The organism is Bauldia sp. (assembly GCF_020442045.1).
Taxonomy (GTDB): Bacteria; Pseudomonadota; Alphaproteobacteria; order Rhizobiales; family Kaistiaceae; genus Bauldia.
Window position 1 is genome coordinate 1 of record NZ_JAGRLA010000174.1, and the last position, 20,409, is coordinate 20,409.

At 67.1% G+C, this 20,409-nt stretch carries 16 protein-coding genes and 1 pseudogene; 14 read left to right on the forward strand and 3 right to left on the reverse strand.

The window, feature by feature from the left end; translation table 11 throughout:
- The first annotated feature begins 58 nt into the window (after nucleotides 1-58).
- The 7 genes from KDJ86_RS19085 to KDJ86_RS19115 all read left to right on the forward strand — a co-directional run bounded on the left by KDJ86_RS19085 (nucleotide 59) and on the right by KDJ86_RS19115 (nucleotide 8,099).
- Nucleotides 59-1,234 carry a transporter substrate-binding protein gene (locus KDJ86_RS19085; protein ID WP_291749556.1) on the forward strand — a complete coding sequence of 392 codons (1,176 nt, stop codon included), beginning with the start codon at nucleotides 59-61 and terminating at the stop codon, nucleotides 1,232-1,234.
- Nucleotides 1,231-1,836, forward strand: a complete 606-nt coding sequence (locus tag KDJ86_RS19090; RefSeq protein WP_291749559.1) for an ANTAR domain-containing response regulator — start codon at nucleotides 1,231-1,233, stop codon at nucleotides 1,834-1,836. The genes KDJ86_RS19085 and KDJ86_RS19090 overlap by 4 nt, the downstream gene beginning before the upstream one ends.
- Nucleotides 1,814-2,722: an ABC transporter permease gene (locus KDJ86_RS19095; RefSeq protein ID WP_291749561.1), complete on the forward strand. Its 909-nt coding sequence runs from the start codon at nucleotides 1,814-1,816 to the stop codon at nucleotides 2,720-2,722. Before KDJ86_RS19090 ends, KDJ86_RS19095 begins: the two co-directional genes overlap by 23 nt.
- Nucleotides 2,722-3,642: an ABC transporter permease gene (locus KDJ86_RS19100; protein ID WP_291749563.1), complete on the forward strand. Its 921-nt coding sequence runs from the start codon at nucleotides 2,722-2,724 to the stop codon at nucleotides 3,640-3,642. The genes KDJ86_RS19095 and KDJ86_RS19100 overlap by 1 nt, the downstream gene beginning before the upstream one ends.
- 86 nt (nucleotides 3,643-3,728) lie before the next feature.
- Nucleotides 3,729-5,327 carry an ABC transporter substrate-binding protein gene (locus KDJ86_RS19105; protein WP_291749567.1) on the forward strand — a complete coding sequence of 533 codons (1,599 nt, stop codon included), beginning with the start codon at nucleotides 3,729-3,731 and terminating at the stop codon, nucleotides 5,325-5,327.
- Nucleotides 5,327-6,271, forward strand: a complete 945-nt coding sequence (locus KDJ86_RS19110) for an acetamidase/formamidase family protein (protein ID WP_291749570.1) — start codon at nucleotides 5,327-5,329, stop codon at nucleotides 6,269-6,271. The genes KDJ86_RS19105 and KDJ86_RS19110 overlap by 1 nt, the downstream gene beginning before the upstream one ends.
- Before the next feature lie 58 nt (nucleotides 6,272-6,329).
- Nucleotides 6,330-8,099: an ABC transporter ATP-binding protein gene (locus KDJ86_RS19115; RefSeq protein WP_291749573.1), complete on the forward strand. Its 1,770-nt coding sequence runs from the start codon at nucleotides 6,330-6,332 to the stop codon at nucleotides 8,097-8,099.
- Nucleotides 8,100-8,112: 13 nt separating this feature from the next.
- On the opposite strand, the gene KDJ86_RS19120 is transcribed toward KDJ86_RS19115, so the two are convergent.
- The gene (locus KDJ86_RS19120) at nucleotides 8,113-10,575 is read right to left on the reverse strand and encodes a penicillin-binding protein 1A (protein ID WP_367116853.1); all 2,463 of its coding nucleotides are present in this window, start codon (nucleotides 10,573-10,575) and stop codon (nucleotides 8,113-8,115) included.
- Nucleotides 10,576-10,736: 161 nt separating this feature from the next.
- Between KDJ86_RS19120 and KDJ86_RS19125 the strand changes: the two are divergent.
- Nucleotides 10,737-11,711 (forward strand): annotated as a pseudogene (locus KDJ86_RS19125) (N-acetylglutaminylglutamine synthetase); the annotation flags it as partial.
- A 12-nt stretch (nucleotides 11,712-11,723) separates the two neighbouring features.
- Nucleotides 11,724-12,914: an osmoprotectant NAGGN system M42 family peptidase gene (locus KDJ86_RS19130; protein ID WP_291749575.1), complete on the forward strand. Its 1,191-nt coding sequence runs from the start codon at nucleotides 11,724-11,726 to the stop codon at nucleotides 12,912-12,914.
- A 70-nt stretch (nucleotides 12,915-12,984) separates the two neighbouring features.
- On the opposite strand, the gene KDJ86_RS19135 is transcribed toward KDJ86_RS19130, so the two are convergent.
- Together KDJ86_RS19135 and KDJ86_RS19140 are read right to left on the reverse strand one after the other, a co-directional pair.
- On the reverse strand, nucleotides 12,985-13,167 hold the full coding sequence (locus KDJ86_RS19135) for a hypothetical protein (protein WP_291749578.1): 183 nt from the start codon (nucleotides 13,165-13,167) through the stop codon (nucleotides 12,985-12,987).
- Between the two features lie 63 nt (nucleotides 13,168-13,230).
- On the reverse strand, nucleotides 13,231-14,496 hold the full coding sequence (locus KDJ86_RS19140; protein WP_291749579.1) for a Zn-dependent hydrolase: 1,266 nt from the start codon (nucleotides 14,494-14,496) through the stop codon (nucleotides 13,231-13,233).
- Between the two features lie 133 nt (nucleotides 14,497-14,629).
- Here KDJ86_RS19140 and KDJ86_RS19145 point away from each other — a divergent pair, with 133 nt between their 5' ends.
- The 5 genes from KDJ86_RS19145 to KDJ86_RS19165 are packed head-to-tail and all read left to right on the forward strand — an operon-like array spanning nucleotide 14,630 to nucleotide 20,407.
- Nucleotides 14,630-16,204, forward strand: a complete 1,575-nt coding sequence (locus KDJ86_RS19145) for an ABC transporter substrate-binding protein (protein ID WP_291749582.1) — start codon at nucleotides 14,630-14,632, stop codon at nucleotides 16,202-16,204.
- Entirely contained in the window at nucleotides 16,201-16,554 is a 354-nt protein-coding gene (locus KDJ86_RS19150; RefSeq protein ID WP_291749585.1) for an MmcQ/YjbR family DNA-binding protein, read from the forward strand. Before KDJ86_RS19145 ends, KDJ86_RS19150 begins: the two co-directional genes overlap by 4 nt.
- Nucleotides 16,555-16,560: 6 nt before the next feature.
- Nucleotides 16,561-17,508, forward strand: coding sequence for an ABC transporter permease (locus KDJ86_RS19155; RefSeq protein ID WP_291749588.1), 948 nt, complete (start codon nucleotides 16,561-16,563; stop codon nucleotides 17,506-17,508).
- Nucleotides 17,505-19,436 carry a dipeptide/oligopeptide/nickel ABC transporter permease/ATP-binding protein gene (locus KDJ86_RS19160; RefSeq protein WP_291749590.1) on the forward strand — a complete coding sequence of 644 codons (1,932 nt, stop codon included), beginning with the start codon at nucleotides 17,505-17,507 and terminating at the stop codon, nucleotides 19,434-19,436. Before KDJ86_RS19155 ends, KDJ86_RS19160 begins: the two co-directional genes overlap by 4 nt.
- Entirely contained in the window at nucleotides 19,433-20,407 is a 975-nt protein-coding gene (locus KDJ86_RS19165) for an ABC transporter ATP-binding protein (RefSeq protein ID WP_291749593.1), read from the forward strand. The genes KDJ86_RS19160 and KDJ86_RS19165 overlap by 4 nt, the downstream gene beginning before the upstream one ends.
- The last annotated feature ends 2 nt before the right edge of the window (nucleotides 20,408-20,409 follow it).

Sequence of the window (20,409 nt, forward strand, 5' to 3'; positions counted from 1 at the left end):
CGCATGCGCGGAAGCGGGGTTTTTGTTGTGACGACGGCTGGCAGGGGCAGACCGCGCGATGACGCAGAGCTATCCGATCGGCGTCCTCTTCTCGAGACAGGGCCCCTATGCCCTCCTCGGGCGCGACGCCTATGACGGCGCTCTGACGGCGCTCGGCGAGATCAACGACGACCCCGCCTTCCCCTTCACGCTGGTGCCGCTGACCGGCGAGCCCGAGGGCGTCGCCGACCGCTACCAGGCGATCGCCGAGCGGCTGACGGCGCAGGGCGCCCGGCACGTGGTCGGCGGCATCACCTCCTGGAGCCGCAAGGAGATGATCCCGGCGATCGAGAAGGGCAACGCACTCCTCTGGTATCCCTGCCCCTATGAGGGCTACGAATGCTCCGACCGGGTCGTCTATCTCGGCGCCTGTCCCAACCAGCATATCGTCCCGCTCTTCACCCATGTGATTCCGCGCTTCGGCAAGCGCGCCTTCCTCGTCGGCTCGAACTACATCTGGGGCTGGGAGACCAACCGCATCGCCCGCAGGCTCCTCGACGACCAGGATGGCGAGGTGGTTGGCGAGCGCTACCTGCCGCTCGGCCGCGAGGATGTCGACCGACTCGTCGCCGAGATCGCGGAGACGCGGCCCGACTTCGTCCTCAACAACCTGATCGGTCCGTCGAGCTATGCCTTCCTCCGCGCCATGGCCGCGCTCGCGGCACGCAATCCCGACTTCGCTCCTGGCCGCTGCCCGGTGGTGAGCTGCAATCTCGCCGAATGCGAGCTGGAGGCGATCGGGCCGGCCGGCATCGGCCAGATCTCGACCGCCATCTATTTCGACACGATCGACACGCCCGAAAACAGCGCCTTCCTCGCCCGGGTCCGCCAGCGGCTCGGCGCGGATCGCCGGGTGTCGGCCTTCTTCGCCTCCGCCTATATGGCCGTACGGGTACTGGCCGAGACGATCCGCGAGGCGGGCACCGACCGGCCCGACGCGATCCTCCCCCATGTACCGGCGCGGCGCTTCCCGTCGCCGATGGGCGAGCTTGCGATCAGCGGCCGGACCCGGCACACGGCTTTCACGCCGCTTCTGGCGACGATCGACGGCGACGGCCGTTTCGCCATCATCGACCAGGCGCCGGAGGCGATCGAGCCGGACCCGTATCTTTCCAATTATGCCGGCGCCGGTCCGGCGGCGATCCCGGCGACGGGCGGGATGGCACGCCCGGTGCTCAGGGTCGTGGGGTCATGAGCGTCTCGATCGGCATTCCCAGCTTCCGCTCCTGGTCGGCGGTGATCCTCCACCGCCCGCATGACGCGGCGACTGCGATCGCCCGCCAGCTCGAGCGGATCGGGGTCGCCTCGCGGACCGTCTGGCCCGAGCTTCCGCCGGCCGACGCGTCCGGCGCCGATATCGTCTTCTTCGATGCCGACCACGGATACGACGGCCAGTTCCCGTGGCCGGCCGGAGAGGCGCCCTTGCCGCTCATCGCCCTCCTCGGCTCGGAGGCGCCGGGCCGCGTCGAATGGGCGATCGCCCAGAATGCCGATGCCCATCTCCTCAAGCCGATCGGCTCGGCCGGCGTCTACAGCGCCCTGGTCATCGCCCGCCATGCCTTTGCCTCGCGGAACGCGCTCAAGTCCGAGGTCGAGGAGCTGCGCGGCCGGCTCCGCCGCCGGCCGATGGTCGCCCGCGCGGTCATCGAGATGATGCGCGCCGAGAAGATCGACGAGGGCACCGCCTTCCACCGCCTCGGCCAGATGGCGATGCAGTCGCGGCGGAGCATCGAGGACACCGCCGAAGCCCTCATCGCCCGTTATGGATCTGCCGATGACGCTCGCGACAGCGCCTGACGGAGCCGGGATCACACCGGGAGCCGGCGCGCGCCTCGGCACCGTGCTCTCCCGCCTCGTCCGACGTCCGCTGGCGCTGTTTGGCCTCGCCGTCATCGTCATCGTCGTGCTCGCCGCGGTCTTCGCGCCGCTGATCGCGCCCTTCCCGCCGGACGAGCAGCTCTTCGAGGGGCTGACGCTCGAGGGCGCGCCGCTGCCACCCGACTCGACCTTCCTGCTCGGGACCGACCTCCTCGGCCGCGACCTCCTCTCGCGCCTGCTCTACGGCGCGCGCACGTCGCTGATCATCGGCATCGTCGCCAACGGTATCGCGGTCGCCATCGGCGCGATGGTCGGCGTCAGCGCGGGATTCTTCGGCGGCATCGTCAGCGGCGTGCTGATGCGCTTCACCGACCTGATGATGGCCTTCCCGGCGCTGCTGCTCGCCATCGTCCTCGCCGCGATCTTCCAGCCCAGCCTGTGGATCGTCGCGCTGGTCATCGCGATGGTGAACTGGACCCAGATCGCGCGCGTCACCTATACCGAGACAAGGTCGCTGGCCGAGCGCGATTTCGTCGAGGCCGAATCGGCGATGGGGGCGGGCCGGACGCGCATCCTCTTCCGCCACATCATGCCCCACCTGCTGCCGACCATCATGGTATGGGCGACGCTCGGCATCTCGACCACCGTGCTGCTCGAGGCGACACTCAGCTATCTCGGCATCGGCGTCCGGCCGCCGATCCCGAGCTGGGGCAACATCATCTTCGAGAGCCAGACCTATTTCACCACCGCGCCGTGGCTGGTCTTCTTCCCGGGTGTCGCGATCATCCTGCTGGCGCTCGGCTTCAACCTCGTCGGCGATGCGCTGCGCGACATCCTCGACCCGACGCAGAAGGGGCGCTACTGATGGCGGCCTATCTCCTCCGTCGGCTGATCCAGGCGGCGCTGATCCTGCTCGGCGTCACCTTCATCACCTTCGTGCTGCTCTATATCCTGCCGGCCGACCCGGCCCGGCAGATCGCCGGCCGCAGCGCGACCGCCGAGACCGTCAACAACATCCGCATCCAGCTCGGCCTCGACCAGCCGCTCTACGTCCAGTACGGCCGCTATCTCGACGGGCTGCTGCATCTCGACCTCGGCCGTTCCTACCTCCAGAAGACCGAGGTGACGACGCTGATCGCCTCGCGCCTGCCGGCGACGCTCCTGTTGATGCTCGGCGCCATCGTCTGCGAGCTCGCCATCGGCCTGACCATGGGCCTCTTCGCCGCGATCCGGCGCGGCGGGCGGATCGACCAGACCCTGATGGTCATCTCCTTCGTCGCGGTGTCGGCGCCGCAATTCGTCGTCGGCATCCTGCTGCTCTACGTCTTCGCGGTGTATCTCGGCTGGTTCCCGATCGGCGGCTATGGCAGCTTCTCGCATCTCGTCCTGCCGGCGATCACCCTCGGCATCCTCGGCGCCGGCTGGTATTCGCGGATGATGCGGTCGAGCATGATCGACGTCCTGCGCCAGGACTTCATCCGCACCGCCAGGGCCAAGGGGTTGAAACCGACGACCGTCATGGCCGTCCACGCCATGCCGAATGCCATCCTGCCGATCATCGCGATGATCGGCATCGACATCGGCTATTTCATGAGCGGCATCGTCGTCGTCGAAAGCGTCTTCGGATGGCCGGGCATCGGCCAGCTCGCCTGGCAGGCGATCCAGCGCGTCGACATCCCGATCATCATGGGCGTCACCCTGGTCTCGGCCTTCGCCATCGTCATCGGCAATCTGCTGGCGGACCTGATCGCGCCGCTGATCGATCCGCGCATCAAACTGAGGTGAGGAAATCCACCGTCCGCGCCAGGAACCGGGAAGCGTTCAGGTCGCGGGCCGAAGCTCGAGAGAGAAACGGAAGAAGGAGCAAGCCAATGAACCGACTTATCCTGACCGGCCTTGCCGCCCTGGGGCTCGGCGTCATGCCGATCGCCGCCCAGGCGGGTGGCGAGATCGTCATCACCTACAAGGACGACGTCTCCACCCTCGACCCGGCCATCGGCTATGACTGGCAGAACTGGTCGATGATCAAGAGCCTGTTCGACGGGCTGATGGACTACAAGCCCGGCACCACCGAGCTCGTCCCCGACCTCGCCGAGAGCTACGACATCTCGCCGGACGGCAAGACCTTCACCTTCAAGATCCGGCCGGGCGTCAAGTTCGGCAACGGCCGCGAGGTGACCGCCGAGGACGTCAAATATTCGATCGAGCGGGTCGTCAATCCCGAGACCCAGAGCCCTGGCGCCGGCTTCTTCGGCTCGATCGCCGGTTTCGATGAGATGTCCGCCGGCGAGGCCGACAGCCTGTCCGGCGTCACCGTCGTCGACCCGATGACGATCAAGTTCGAGCTGTCGCGGCCCGACGCCACCTTCCTGCATGTCATGGCCCTGAACTTCGCCCATGTCGTTCCGAAGGAGGAGGTCGAGAAATGGGGCGCCGATTTCGGCAAGCATCCGGTCGGCAGCGGCGCCTATAACCTGACCGAGTGGACGCTCGGCCAACGCCTCGTCTTCGAGAAGAACCAGGATTACTGGAAGGAAGGCATCCCCCACCTCGACAAGATCACCTTCGAGGTCGGGCAGGAGCCGACCGTCGCCCTGCTGCGGCTGAAGAATGGCGAGGTCGACATCCCCGGCGACGGCATCCCGCCGGCCCAGTTCCTCCAGGTCAAGGACGATCCCGAATACAAGGATCGCATCGTCGAGGGCGGGCAGCTCCACACCGGCTACGTCACCATGAACGTCAAGACGCCGCCCTTCGACAACGTCAAGGTGCGTCAGGCGGTCAACATGGCGATCAACAAGGACCGGATCGTGCGCATCATCAACAATCGCGCGGTGCCCGCGAACCAGCCGCTGCCGCCGTCGATGCCCGGCTATGACAAGGCCTACAAGGGCTACGCCTACGATCCCGAGAAGGCCAAGGCGCTGCTCGCCGAGGCAGGCGTCGGAGACGGCTTCGACACCGAGCTCTATGTCATGAATACCGACCCGAACCCGCGCATCGCCCAGGCGATCCAGCAGGATCTCGCGGCGATCGGCATCAAGGCCGACATCAAGTCGCTTGCCCAGGCCAACGTCATCGAGGCCGGCGGCAACGGCACGGCGCCGATGATCTGGTCCGGCGGCATGGCCTGGATCGCGGACTTCCCCGATCCGTCGAACTTCTACGGCCCGATCCTCGGCTGCGCCGGTGCCGTGCAGGGCGGCTGGAACTGGTCGTGGTACTGCAACGAGGATCTCGACAAGATGGCCGCCGAGGCGGATTCGATGACCGATCCCGACAAGCAGGCGGATCGCGAGAAGCTGTGGGGCGAGATCTTCGTCAAGATCATGGACGATGCCCCGTGGGTTCCGATCTTCAACGAGCAGCGCTTCACCATCCGCTCGGCCCGCATGGGCGGCGACGATGCGCTCTATGTCGATCCGGTGCACATCCCGGTGCATTACGACGCGGTGACCGTGAGCGAGTGATGCAGAACAAGCCTCATCACACCATCCACGAGGCGCATCATCATTTCGGGTGGGATCATGCGATCCCGCCCGTCATGACCGTCGCGCCGGGAACCGTCATCGCCTTCGAATGTCCGGACGCCTCGGGCGGGCAGCTGTCGAAGGACAGCACGGTCGCCGACGTCCCGAAGATCGACTTCGAGAAGGTCAACCCGGTGACCGGCCCCGTCTTCATCGACGGGGCCGAGCCCGGCGACGCCCTCAAGGTCACGATCCATGAATTCCAGCCCTCGGGCTGGGGCTGGACAGCCAATATCCCCGGCTTCGGCCTGCTCGCCGACCAGTTCGAGGATCCGGCGCTGCACGTCTGGACCTATGACAAGGTCGGGATGGGGCCGGCCGCCTATTCGCCGGTCGGCCGGGTGCCGCTCAAGCCCTTCCCCGGCACGATCGGCCTCGCGCCGGCCGAGGCGGGACTCCACTCGGTGGTGCCGCCGCGGCGGATGGGCGGCAACCTGGACATCCGCGACCTCGCCGCCGGGACGGAGCTCTACCTGCCGGTCGAGGTCACCGGGGCGCTTTTCTCGGTCGGCGATACCCACGCCGCGCAGGGAGACGGCGAGGTCTGCGGCACCGCGATCGAGAGCCCGATGAGCGTCGTGCTCGGTTTCGACCTGGTCCGGCAGGCCGGGCTCGAGACCCCGCGTTTCACGACACCGGGTCCGGTCAGCCGGCACCTCGACGGCAAGGGCTATGAAGTGACGACCGGGATCGGCCCGGAGCTGATGGAAGGTGCCCGTTCGGCGGTCAGCCGGATGATCGATCTGCTGTGCGGCCGCTACGGCATGAAAGCCGTCGAGGCCTACATGCTCTGCTCGGTTTGCGGCGATCTCCGCGTCAGCGAAATCGTCGATATGCCGAATTGGGTCGTTTCCTTCTATTTTCCGAGGATCGTTCTCGAATAGGCTTGGGCGGGGCGGCGGCGACCGCCGTCCCGCCGCGTCTCTTGCTCCGATCGGACCGATGCCGGACACACCCGCAGCACCCGATGCCCCCGTCCTTTCGGTTCGCGACCTCACCACCGAGGTCGCGACGCCGGAGGGCCGGCGTGTGGTCGTCGACCGGCTGAGCTTCGATATCTCGGCCGGCGAGACGCTGTGCATCGCGGGCGAGTCCGGCTCCGGCAAGTCGATGACCGCGCTGTCGATCATGCGGCTGCTGCCGCAGCCGATGGCCCGCATCGCCGGCGGCTCGATCCTGCTCGGCGGCCGCGACCTCGCCGCCCTCGGCGAACGCGACATGCGCCAGGTACGCGGCAACGACGTCGCGATGATCTTCCAGGAACCGATGACCTCGCTCAATCCGGTCCTGTCGATCGGCCACCAGTTGACCGAGGCGATCCGGGTCCACCGGCCGATGCCCGCGGCCGAGGCCCGCAATCTCGCCGTCAAGGCGCTTGCCGCGGTACGGATCGGCGAGCCCGAACGCCGGCTTCACCAGTATCCGCACGAGCTTTCCGGCGGCATGCGCCAGCGGGTGATGATCGCCATGGCGATCTCCGGCAGCCCCAAGATACTCATCGCCGACGAGCCGACGACCGCGCTGGACGTCACCGTCCAGGCGCAGATTCTCGAGCTGATCCGCTCCCTGCAGAAGGACTTCGGCACCGCCGTCATCCTTATCACCCACGACATGGGCGTCGTCGCCGAGATGGCTGACCGCGTCATCGTCATGAATGGCGGCGCGATGGTCGAGTCGGGGGCCGCCCGCCAGATTTTCCATGCCCCGCGGGAAGAGTATACCCGGATGCTGCTCGCCGCCGTGCCCAGGCTGGGGGCGCGCGAGGCGACGTCCGGAACCGCGCCGCCGGCGCCGGACGGGGACGGCGCCGTGGTCACGGTCTCCGACCTCGAGGTCGGCTTCGACATCGTCGGCGGGCTCCTCCGGCGCCCGGTCCAGCGCGTCCACGCGGTCGAAGGCATCTCCTTCGACGTCCGCCGCGGCGAGACGCTGGCGCTGGTCGGCGAATCCGGATGCGGCAAGTCGACGACCGGCAAGGCGCTGCTCAATCTCGTGCCATGGAACGGGGCGATCACCATCGACGGCATGCCGATCCATGGTCTCGGCCGGACGCGGATGAAGCCGATCCGCCGGACCATCCAGATGATCTTCCAGGACCCCTATGCCTCGCTCGATCCGCGGATGACCGTGGGCGAGCTGGTCGCCGAGCCGCTGGTCATCCACGGTCTCGCGACGGGCAGCGAGCTGGCCGACCGCGTCGCCTGGCTGTTCGGACGGGTCGGCCTGTCCGCCGACCAGATGCAGCGGCATCCGCACGAATTCTCCGGTGGCCAGCGCCAGCGTGTCTGCATCGCCCGCGCGTTGTCGCTTTCGCCGAAGGTGATCGTCGCCGACGAGAGCGTTTCCGCCCTCGACGTTTCGGTCCAGGCCCGGGTGCTGGCGCTGCTCCAGGAGCTTCAGGACGAGATGGGCCTCTCCTACATCTTCATCTCCCACGACATGGCGGTGGTCGAGCAGGTCAGCCACCGCGTCGCGGTCATGTATCTCGGCCAGATCGTCGAGACGGGGAGCCGCGCCCAGGTCTTCGACGACCCGCGCCATCCCTATACCCGCCGGCTGCTCGATGCGGTCCTGCTCCCCGACCCCGACCGGCGCCGCGGACATTTCCCCATCGCCGATGGCGAGGTACCGAGCCCGATCCACCCGGTCGGCGAGGCGCCGAAACGGGTCGCGATGACCGACCTCGGCCAGGGCCATTTCGTCGCCGGTTGACGGTCGGCCCCGGCTAGCGGTTGAAAAGCCTGCGGAAGAAGCCCTTGCGCTTGCCGTTGCCGTTCCGCCCGCCGGGATCCTGGATCGTCTCGGCCGAACCGATGACGGTGGTGGTCGCCAGCGGTCCGGTGCCCGGCTTGAAGGCCTCGAGGACGGTGCCGGGAGCGCCTTCCTGGGCCACCCGGCCAGTGCTGCGGTTGATCGGGATCAGGGTCATGCCGTCCGGGATCCGGAACGGCACCGGATCGGCATCGACCAGCGCCTGCTGCATGAATTCGGTAAAGATCGGCGCCGCCAGGTGGCCACCCGTATTGGCGCGGCCGAGCGAGCGCGGCTGGTCATAGCCGACATAGACGCCGGCCGCGAGGTCCGGCGAGAAGCCGACGAACCACGCGTCGCGGTAGTCATTGGTGGTCCCGGTCTTGCCGGCAATCGGCCTCTCCAGCGCCCTGTAGACCGCCGGGGCGGTGCCGCGCTGGACGACGCCCTCCAGCATCGAGGTGATCTGGTAGGCGGTCATCGGATCGAGAACCTGCTCGCGATTGTCGACGATCAGCGGCTCGTCCTGCCCGGTCCATTTGGCGGCTTCGCATCCCTCGCAACCGCGGTCGTCGTAGCGGAAGATCGTATCGCCGAACCGGTTCTGGATGCGGTCGATCAGGGTCGGGATGACGGCCCGGCCGCCATTGTCGAAGACCGAGTAGCCCGCGACCATGCGCATCACCGTGGTCTCGCCCGAGCCGAGCGACAGGGGGAGATAGGGACCGAGGTCGTCATAGACGCCGAAGCGTCGCGCATATTCGTCGACGACGTCCATGCCGAGATCCTGGGCCAGGCGCACGGTCATCACGTTGCGCGAATGCTCGATGCCGGTCCTGAGCGTCGAGGGACCGTAGAACTTGTTGCTGTAATTCTGCGGGCGCCAGAGCGGCTGGCCGAAACCCGGATCGATCGCGATCGGCGCATCGAGGACCACCGAGGCCGGCGTGTAGCCGCTGTCGAGCGCCGAGGCGTAGACGAAGGGCTTGAACGACGAACCGGGCTGGCGCATCGCCTGGGTGGCGCGGTTGAATTGGCTCTCGGCGAAACTGAAGCCGCCGACCAGTGCCAGCACCCGCCCGGTATGCGGATCCATGACCACCATCCCGCCGCCGACCGTCGGTACCTGGCGGAGATGGTACTGGCCGGGGGTGTCGGCGATCGCCTCGACATAGACGACGTCGCCGACCGCCAGCACGTCGCCGGGCTTCCTCACCTTGGCGCCGCGCCGGTCGCCGGTCGTCCATTTCGCCCATTCGATCTCCGAAAGCGGGATCACCCCGGTCTCGCGCTGCGGGCCGACACGGGTGGTTCCGGGGATCAGTGGGGTCCTCAGGCCGATCTCGGCCTCGGTGTCGCTGACCGCCAGCACCACGGCGAGGCGCCACTCCGGCACGTCCGACAAAGGCGAAATCTCCGCCAGTCCCTCGCCCCAGTCATAGCTGACATCGATCTCGGTGATCGCGCCGCGCCAGCCCTGCTGGCGGTCGAATCGCACCAGCCCGTCCCGCAGCGCCTGCTGCGCCATCGCCTGGAGCTTGAGATCGAGGGTCGTGCGCACCGACAGGCCGCCCTCGTAGAGCGCATCCTCGCCGTACATGGCAATCAGCTGCCGCCTCACCTCCTCGGTGAAATAGTCGGCATGGAATATCCGCTGCTCGTCGGTGCCGGTCACCACCCCGAGCCCCTTGGCCTTCGCCGCCTCGCCCTCGGCCTCGGTCGCGTAGCCGTTCTCGACCATGCGGTCGATCACCCAGTTGCGCCGCTCGATGGCGCGGTCGGTATGGCGGAAGGGATGGTAGTTGTTCGGCCCCTTGGGCAGCGCGGCGAGATAGGCCGCGTCGGCCAGCGTCAGCTCGTAGAGCGACTTGTTGAAATAAGTGAGCGCCGCCGATGCCACCCCGTAGCTGCCGAGCCCGAGAAAGATGTCGTTCAGGTAGAGCTCGAGGATCTTGTCCTTCGGATAGGCCTGATCGATGCGCATCGCGAGGATCGCTTCCTTGATCTTGCGATCGATGCTGCGCTCGTTGGTCAGCAGGAAATTCTTGGCGACCTGCTGGGTGATCGTCGACGCGCCGACCATGCGCTGGCCGGATCCGTAGGCTTTGACGTTCTGGACGACGGCGCGCAGGATTCCGAAATAGTCCACGCCGCCGTGGGTGTAGAAGTTCTTGTCCTCCGCGGAAATGAACGCTTCCTTGACGATCGGCGGGACCGCCTGGATGGGCACGTAAAGGCGCCGTTCGTGGGCGAATTCGCCGATCAGCGTCCCGTCCGCCGCGTGAATCCGCGTCGTGACCGGAGGTTCGTATTTGGCGAGGACTTCGTAGCTGGGCAGTTCGTCGACGAGGCCCGACACGTACCAGGCGACCACACCTGCGACGAGTAGGAACAGCGCCGTGCCGATGCCGAACAGATACCCGACTATTCGCAGCATGTGGTCGGTGTTTCCGCTGTGATCGCTTGCTCTTGCATCGGCAGTTACATGGCGTTCGCGGCAAAACTATGGGTCGTTCGCGACGAAAGTCAATTCGTTCCCGCAGAATCGGCCCACGGCGCGGACCCCGTGGCCGAAAGGCGCGGCCGACAGGCCGAGATTTCTTCGCCGGTCCGGCGATCACCGAGGAGCTCAATCCCTACGCAACGATCATCATCGACGAGGCGCGGCGCCGCGGCATCGCCATCGAGGTGACCGACGCGGAAGGCGGCTTCTTCCGCCTTACCTATGGCGGACGCACCGTCCATTGCCGCGAGAGTCTCTCCGAATTCACCTCCGGCGTCGCCGTCTCGATCTGCGACGACAAGGCGGTGACCCGGCGCGTCGTCAGCGCCGCCGGCGTCCAGGTCCCCGGGCAGATCGACACCGACGACGGCGACCTCGAGGCGTTTCTGGCCAGGCATGGCTCCGTCGTGGTCAAGCCGGCCCGTGGCGAACAGGGGCGCGGCGTCGCCGTCGGGCTGGAGACGATGGACGAGGTGAAGGCCGCGATCGCCGAAGCCCGGCAGATATCGGACCGCGTCCTGGTCGAGGAATGCATCAAGGGGCACGATTTCCGTCAGGTGGTCATCGACCGCCGCGTCGTCGCCGCCGCGATACGGCGGCCGGCCCAGGTCATCGGCGACGGGACGTCGACGGTGAAGGACCTGATCGCGCGGCAGAGCCGGCGCCACGAGCGGGCGACCGGCGGCGAGTCGCGCATCCCGATGGACGGAGAGACGGGACGCTGCGTCCGTGCGGGCGGCTACGCATTCGACTCGGTCCTGCGGGAGGGGGAGACGCTCGCCGTCCGCAAGACCGCCAACCTCCATACCGGCGGCACGATCCACGACGTCACGGCGGAAGTGCATGGTCGCCTGGTCGAGGCGGCGATCAAGTCCGCCGCGGCGATCGACATTCCCGTCGTCGGCATCGATCTCGTGGTTCCCTCGCCGCGCTCGTCCAGCTACGCCTTCATCGAGGCCAACGAGCGTCCCGGCCTCGCCAATCACGACCCGCAGCCGACCGCCGAGCGTTTCGTCGACCTGCTTTTTCCGCTATCCATTCCCACGGCGGTGCGCGGCGCCGTCGTGTGACCGGGGAACAAGATGCCACGGCTTGCAATCGATTCGGACTACCTCGCCACCCGTCTTTCCCAGCTCCTCGATATCCCGAGTCCGACCGGCTATACCGACACCATCGTCCGCGAATGCTGCCATGAGCTGCATCGGCTCGGCGTGGAGTATGAGGTAACGCGTCGCGGCGGGATTCGTGCCTTCCTGCCAGGGAAGTCCGACAAGCCGGCGCGTGCCATCGTCTCCCATCTCGACACCCTCGGCGCGCAGGTGAAGTATCTCAAGGACAACGGCCGTCTCGAGCTCGTCCCGATCGGCACCTGGTCGGCGCGCTTCGCCGAAGGCGCCCGGGTGACGATCTTTTCCGAGCATGGCGCGTTCCGCGGCACGATCCTGCCGCTCAAGGCCTCCGGCCATACCTTCGACGACGCGATCGATACCGCTCCGATCGGCTGGCGGCACGTCGAGCTCAGGATCGATGCCATGACCCGCTCGGCGGCCGATATCCGCCACCTTGGCATCGATGTCGGCGACATCGTCGCCGTCGATCCGGTGCCCGAATTCCTCGACAACGGCTTCATCGTCTCCCGCCACCTCGACAACAAGGCCGGTGCGGCGGTGATGTTCGCGGTGCTCGACGCGATCCGTACGGAGAAGGCCGAGATGACCGTCGACACCTTCTTCATCTTCACCATCGCCGAGGAAGTGGGCAACGGCGCCGCGTCCGTGCTGACGCCCGAGGTCGCCTCGATGATCACCATCGACAACGGCACGACCGCGCCAGGCCAGAATTCGGACGAGTTCGGAGTCACCATCTGCATGGCGGACGAGACCGGGCCGTTCGACTATCACCTGACCAAGAAGCTGGTGGCGCTTTGCCGCGAGAACGACATCCGCTTCCAGAAGGACGTGTTCCGCCATTACCGCTCCGACTCCGCCTCGGCGATCGTCGCCGGCGCCGATGTCCGTACCGCGCTCATCACCTTCGGCATCGACGCGTCGCACGGCTACGAGCGCATCCACCTGCATGCGCTTCGTTCGCTGGCCGAGCTGACGACGACCTATGTCACCAGCCCGGTCGCCATCCGCCGCGACGCCACCGAGATGTCGCGGAGCCTGCGCGGCTTCCCGCGCCAGTCGATGGACGAGGCCGACGAGCAGCGCAGCGAGCCCAGGGTCGAGGAGAGGTCGCGCCGCCCCGGGAAGAAGCAGACGGCGAAGTAGCGATTCGTCCGCGGCAGCCCCGACGCGAGCCGGACCCTGGCACGAAGGCGTCCCGCCGGACGGACCTGCGTCAGTAGTGGCAGTGGACCACGCCGGTGCTGTTGTCCATGTGGCAGCACTGGCCCGGTGGCGAATTCTTCCGGCATCCGCCTCCATGCGCCATCGCCGCCGGCGCGCCAAGGATGGCGATCGCCAACCCCAGTATGATCGCCTTCATCATCCCCCTGACATCCTTCCTGATCGTATCGGGCAATCATAGTTGTCTTCCCGGCGGCACGACACCCCGCCGCGTCGGGGATTGATCCTGCGGGGACGGTCAGCGCGCGGCGAGGTCGGTGATGGTGTTGAGCAGGAGGTTGACGCCGGCTTCGATGTCGGACCAGGCGGTCTCCTCCTCCGGCGCGTGGCTGATGCCGCCGATGCTCGGCACGAAGATCAGCCCGGCGCGGGTGAGGTCGGCCATGAACTGGGTGTCGTGGCCGGCGCCGCTCGGCATCACCTTGTAGGCGAGGCCGAGCCTCTCCGCCTGGCGGGCGAAGGCGGCGATGACCTCCCTGTCGCAAGGCTTGGGGTCGAGCCAGCTCTGTTCGTCGATGGCAAGACCGAGCCCGAAGCGCGCGGCGACTGCCTCGAGGGTCCTCCGGCTGGCGTCGGCGAGCGCCCGCATGACGTCGGGACTGATGTCGCGGCCGATCAGGGTGAAGACCGCCTCGCCGGGTATCGTGTGCGGGTGATTGGGCTTGAGCTCGACCGCGCCGATCGTCACCCGGCTCTGGTCGGTCCCGGCCCCTGCGATGATCGCGGGGATCTGCCGGGCGAAGTCGACCAGCCCGACGAAGGCGTCCTTGCGAAGGTCCATCGGCGTCGTGCCGGCATGGTTGGCGACCCCGGTCAGCCGCACCGACCATTTGAACACGCCGGATATCCCCTCGACGATTCCGATCGGGATTCCCTCGGCCTCGAGCACCGGTCCCTGCTCGATATGGAGTTCGAGGAACGCCTTGACTGAATCGGGATTGCGACGCGCCGTCTCATAGGCGCCCGGAACCAGCCCATGCGCCGTCATGGCGTCGACCAGGCGTGTCCCATCCTCGTCCACGGCTGTCTCAAGCCATGCCGGATCGACGGCGCCGGCGAGTGCCTGCGAACCGAGCATGCCTCCGAAACGGCCTTCCTCCTCGGCCGTGGCGATGACTTCGATGGGACAGGGCGGCGTCACACCGGCGTCCATCAGCGCCCGCACGCATTCCATCGCGGCGGCGACGCCGAGCGCGCCGTCGTAGAAGCCGCCCATCGGTACCGTGTCGAGGTGCGAGCCGACCATCACCGCCGGACCCTCGCCGGTCTTCCAGAGACCGGAGAGGTTGCCGACCGCGTCCATGGAAACCAGCAATCCCAAGGCTTTCATGCGGTCCGCCATGAAGGCGCGGGCGGCCATGTCGGCATCGGAAAAGCCCGGCCGGTTGATGCCGGGGACGCCCTCGGTCCGGCCGATCTCGCCGAGATCCTCCATTTCGGCGCGGAGCCGGTCGCGGTTGATGGTGAGACGGCGGGTCTCTGTTCCAGTCTCCTGATTCGACAAGGCTTTCTCCAACGCGGATCGCGCAATGAGCCGGATTTATGCCCATCGCCTACAAAATAATCATTATGAATTATTGCAGTTAGTCAATCCATCATGATTATATGGGCTCCCGCCTTCCAACGGAGAGACTGCGATGAGATTCCCTCTCAGAAATGCCCTGGCCGGGCTCGCTTTCGTTGCCCTCGCCGGCGGTGCGGTCACCGCGCCGGCCCTTGCGCAGACGCCCCCGAATGTGCTGATCGTCGGCCAGATCGCCGAGCCGAAATCGCTTGATCCGAGCGTCGATACGGCGGTCAACGACTTCCGCATCCTGATGAACCTCTATGACGGCCTGGTTCGCTACAAGGACGGCACGCTGGAGCCCGAACCGGCGCTGGCCGAGTCCTGGGACATCAGCGACGACGGGCTGACCTACACGTTTCACCTTCGCCAGGGCGTCACGTTCCACGACGGCACGCCGTTCAACGCCGAGGCGGTGAAGTTCACGTTCGACCGGATGCTCGACGACAAGCATCCCTTCCACGACACCGGCCCGTTCCCGCTGGCCTTCTTCTTCTCGGCAATCGACTCGACCAACGTCATCGATGACTCGACCGTGGAGTTCAAGCTGAAGGAGCCCTATGCGCCCTTCCTGTCGAACCTCGCCTACCCGGCCGGGCTGATCGTCTCGCCGACCGCGGTCAAGGAGCACGGCGCGGATTTCGGCCGCAATCCTTCGGGAACCGGTCCGTTCAAGTTCGAGAACTGGGATTCCAACACCAGCGTCGTCATCACCCGCAACGAGGACTACTGGGATGGCGCGCCGCCGCTCGAGGCGGTCGTCTACCGGCCGATCACCGATGCCAATACCCGCGTCGCCGAGATGCTGTCGGGCGGCATCGACCTGATGGTCGAGGTCCCGCCGGACAACCTGCAGCAGTTCCGCGACAATGCCGACTACCAGGTCTACGAGCAGGCCGGCCCGCACCTGTGGTTCCTGATCCTCAACGCCAAGGAAGGTCCCTTCGCCGACAAGAAGGTCCGCCAGGCGGTCAACTACGCGATCGACAAGAAGACGCTGGTCGAGAACGTCCTCCAGGGCACCGCCGAAGTCGCCGCCGGTCCGACGCCGCCGGCCTTCGCCTGGGCCTATAACGAGGCGCTCGAGCCCTATCCCTACGATCCGGAAAAGGCCAAGGCGCTGCTCAAGGAGGCCGGCGCCGAAGGTGCCGAGCTCACCTTCTACGTCACCGAGGGCGGCTCGGGCATGCTCGATCCCGTAGCCATGGGCACCGCGATCCAGGCCGATCTCGCCAAGGTCGGGCTCAAGGTCAAGATCGAGACCTATGAGTGGAACACCTTCCTCGGCGAGGTGAATCCCGGGCTCGAGGGCAAGGCCGACATGGCCGAGATGGCGTGGATGACCAACGATCCGGACACCCTGCCCTTCCTGGCGCTCCGTACCGACGCCTTCCCCGACAAGGGCGGCTTCAACTCGGGCTACTATTCCAACCCGAAGGTCGACGAGCTTCTCGAGAAGGCGCGGACCTCGACCGACCAAGCCGAGCGCGCGAAGCTCTACAAGGAGATGCAGACGATCGTGCGGGAGGATGCCCCCTGGGCCTTCATCGCCAACTGGAAACAGAATGCGGTGTCGACCGCGGCGGTCGAGGGCTTCTCCCTGCAGCCGTCCTTCTTCCTGATCCTCAGGGACGTGGCCAAGCCTTGACCAAGACCGGATCGCCCCTCGATCGCCTCCGCGAGGTTTGCCTCTGCCTGCCCGAGGCGACGGAGAAGGAGGCATGGGGCGATCCGACATTCCGGGTCGGCGACCGGATATTCGCGATGCTCAAGACGGGCGACGGCCGACCGTCGGTCTGGCTGAAGGTACCCGCCGGAATGCAGACCGTCCTGATCCAGGCTGACGGAGCATCCTTCTTCAAGCCCCCCTATGTCGGCCACAAGGGTTGGGTCGGCATCCGGCTCGACACCGATCCCGACTGGGACCAGGTCGCCAATCTCGTGCGCCGAAGCTACGCCATGATCGCACCGAAGAAGCTCGCGCGAAACGTGGCCTGACCGACGATGGGCGCGTATATCCTCAAGCGCCTGCTGGCCCTGATCCCGATCCTCATCGGGCTGACCATCATCGTCTTCCTGATGATCGCGCTGATTCCCGGCGGCACGGCGGTGGCCATCCTCGGCCCTCTCGCATCGGCCGAATCGGTCGCCAAGCTCAACGCGGAACTTGGCCTCGACCAGCCGCTGCCCCAGCAATATCTCCACTGGCTCGGCAACCTGCTGCACGGCGACCTCGGTCGCAGCTACAGCCTCAAGCGCCCGGTCGTCGACGAGATTTTCGAGCGTTTTTCCGCCACCGCGATCCTCGCCGGCACGTCGCTGGTGCTGTGTTCGATCTTCGGCCTGCTCGCCGGCATCGTCTCGGCCGTCCGGCAGTTCGGCTGGACGGATCGAATCGTCACCTTCGTGGTGCTGATCGGCATCTCGACGCCCTCCTTCTGGCTGGGCCTCCTGCTCATCATGCTGTTCGCGGTCGCCTGGCCGATCTTCCCGCCGAGCGGCATGTATCTCGCCTATGGCGGCGGCGGCATCCTCGACCTGCTCAACCACCTCGTGCTGCCAGCGGTGACCCTGGCGGTGGTCGCAACCGGCGTCATCGCCCGGCTGACCCGGACGGCGATGCTGGAGGTGCTCCGCCAGGACTATATCCGCACCGCCCGTGCCAAGGGACTGACCGAGGGCCGCGTCATCTACCGCCACGCCTTCAAGTCGGCCCTGGTCACCGTCATTCCGCTGATCGGCGTGCAGGCCGGCCTGGTGATCGGCGGCGCCGTCTATATCGAGACCGTGTTCCAGTGGCCCGGCATCGGCCGGATGCTGGTCGGCGCGATCTCGACCCGCGACATCCTGCTGGTCCAGGGCGGCGTGCTGCTGCTGGCGGTGACCTATGTGCTGATCAACCTCATCGCCGACATCATCCAGACCCTCCTCGACCCGAGGCTGAAGTCATGACCGCGGCGACCGGAACCGCCACGGCGAAGCCGGCCGGTGCCAGCGCGCGGCCCGGCACCTTCCGGCTCTTCGCCAACAACCGGCTGGCCGCCCTCGGCCTCGCCGTCCTTGCCGCGATCGTCATTCTCGCACTGCTGGCGCCCGTCCTGCCGCTCGACGATCCGGCGGTGACCGACCCGGCCAATCGCCTGCTGCCCCCTGGAACGGCGGGGCATATCCTCGGCACCGACCATCTCGGCCGGGATATCCTGTCGCGCCTTTTCTGGGGGACGCGGGTCTCGCTGGCGGTTGGCTTCTCGGCGACGCTGATCGCCGCCTTCTTCGGCTCGCTGATCGGTCTCGTCGCCGGCTATGTCGGCGGCCGCACGGATTCGATCCTGATGCGATCGATCGACATGCTGATGGCCTTCCCCTACATCCTGCTGGCGCTCGGCATCGTCGCGGTCCTCGGGCCGGGCCTCCTCAACGCGCTCTACGCGATCGCCGTCGTCAATATCCCCTTCTTCGCCCGCAACATCCGCGGCGTGACGCGCGGGCTGGCGCACCGCGAGTTCGTCGATGCGGCACGGCTGTCGGGCAAGAGCCACGCCGGCGTGCTGTTCACCGAGGTGACGCCCAACGTGCTGCCGGTCATCGTCATCACCATGTCCTCGACGGTCGGCTGGATGATCCTCGAGACCGCCGGCCTCTCCTTCCTTGGCCTCGGCGTCCAGCCGCCGCAGGCCGACCTCGGCTCGATGCTCGGCGAGGGGCGGAAGCTGCTCTTCAACGCTCCCTTCGTGTCGATCATTCCCGGCGTGACGATCTTCGCCATCGTGATGAGCATCAATCTCGTCGGCGACGGTATCCGCGACGTGCTCGACCCCCGTCTCAGGTCGGGCGCGCTGGCGCGGCCCTCGGCCCGCACCCGCGTCGACCGGCGCGAGGCACCGCCGATGCCATCGGAGTCGTCGGGCACCGCCCTCGATCTCGTCGATCTCAAGACCGAATTCCGGGTCGGCTCGTCGGTCTATCGCGCGGTGGGCGGCGTCAGCCTCGACCTCAAGGACAAGGAATGCCTCGGGCTTGTCGGCGAATCCGGCTCCGGCAAGTCGGTGACGGCCATGTCGGTGCTCGGGCTCGTCGCGACGCCGCCCGGCGCCATCGTCGGCGGACGGGTGATGGTCGACGGAGAGGACCTGCTCGAAGTCTCGGACGAGGCCCTCCGCCGGCTTCGCGGCGGCCGGATCTCGATGATCTTCCAGGATCCGCTGTCGACGCTCCATCCGCTCTTCACCGTCGGCGACCAGATCGCCGAGGCGATCCGTTCCCACCATCCGGTCGGCCATGCGGAAGCGTGGAAACGGGCGGTGGACCTGCTCGAACTCGTCCGCATCCCGAATGCGCGGCAGCGCGCCGGCAGCTATCCCCACGAGCTCTCCGGCGGCATGCGGCAGCGGGTCTGCATCGCGATGGCGCTCGCCAACGATTCCGGCATCATGATCGCCGACGAGCCGACCACGGCGCTCGACGTCACGGTCCAGGCGCAGGTCCTTCGCCTTCTCGACGATCTCCGCAAGGAGAAAGGCGCCGCGGTCCTCTTCATCACCCACGATTTCGGCGTCGTCTCAGAAATCTGCGACCGCGTCGCGGTGATGTATGCGGGCCGCATCGTCGAGCTCGGGACGACGGAGGACGTGCTCTCGCGGCCGGCCCATCCCTATACCCGCAAGCTGATCGACTGCGTGCCGATCCTTGGCGACCCCGAGCGGCGGCTCGATGCCATCGACGGGCTGCCGCCTTCGGTCGCGAGGCTGCCGCCGGGATGCGCCTTCGCCGATCGCTGCCCGCAGGTCCGGGAGGATTGCAGGAGCGGCGACATCGCGCTGACCGCGACCGGCGGCCGCAGCGTGCGCTGCCTCTATCCCCTTGTGGAGACCGTGGAATGACCGCGCTGATGACCGTCAAGGGCGTCGAGAAGCGCTTCGGCGGCGGGCGAACGCTGCTTGGCGGCCCGAAGAAGGCGGTGCATGCCGTTCAGGGCATCGACGTCGTCGTCAACAGGGGTGAGACACTGGGCATCGTCGGCGAATCCGGCTGCGGGAAGTCGACGCTTGCCCGCATGCTTGTCGGCCTCGACCGGCCGTCCTCGGGCTCGATCCGCATCGAGGGCGTCGACCCCACCGATTTCGAGCGTGGCAACGCGCGCGCGCTGGCCAGGAAGATCCAGTATGTCTTCCAGGATCCGGTCTCCTCGCTCAATCCGCGCAAGACGATCCGCACGATCCTCGAAATCCCGATGGTCCACCTCCGCGGCCTCGACAAGCCGGCGCGCGAAGCGCGGCTCGCCGAACTGATGCAGGCGGTGAAGCTCTCGCCGGAATTCCTCGATCGCTATCCGCATGAATTTTCCGGTGGCCAGGCCCAGCGCATCGGCATCGCCCGGGCGCTCGCCGCGGAGCCCGAGCTGATCATCCTCGACGAACCGGTGTCGGCGCTCGACGTCTCCGTCCAGGCGCAGGTCCTGAACCTGCTCGAAGACCTGCAAAGCCGCTTCGACCTGACCTACGTCTTCATCAGCCACGACCTTTCGGTGGTCGAAAGCGTATCGGATCGCGTCGCGGTGATGTATTTCGGGCGAATCGTCGAATATGCCGACGCGCGCGACCTCTTCCGCGAGCCTCGTCATCCCTATACCAGGCTCCTCTTCGATGCCGCGCCGGTTCCGGGCAAGCGCAGCGTCCGCAGCGAGGAGGAGCCGGCCGAGCTGCCCGACCCCTACGCGCCACCGCCCGGCTGCGCCTTTGCGCCCCGTTGCCCGAATGCCCGGGAACGGTGCCGGACCGAACGACCCGACCTCGACTCGCATCGTTATTCGCGGGGGCATTCCGCGGCTTGCTTTTTCCCGGTCCGCAGATGAAA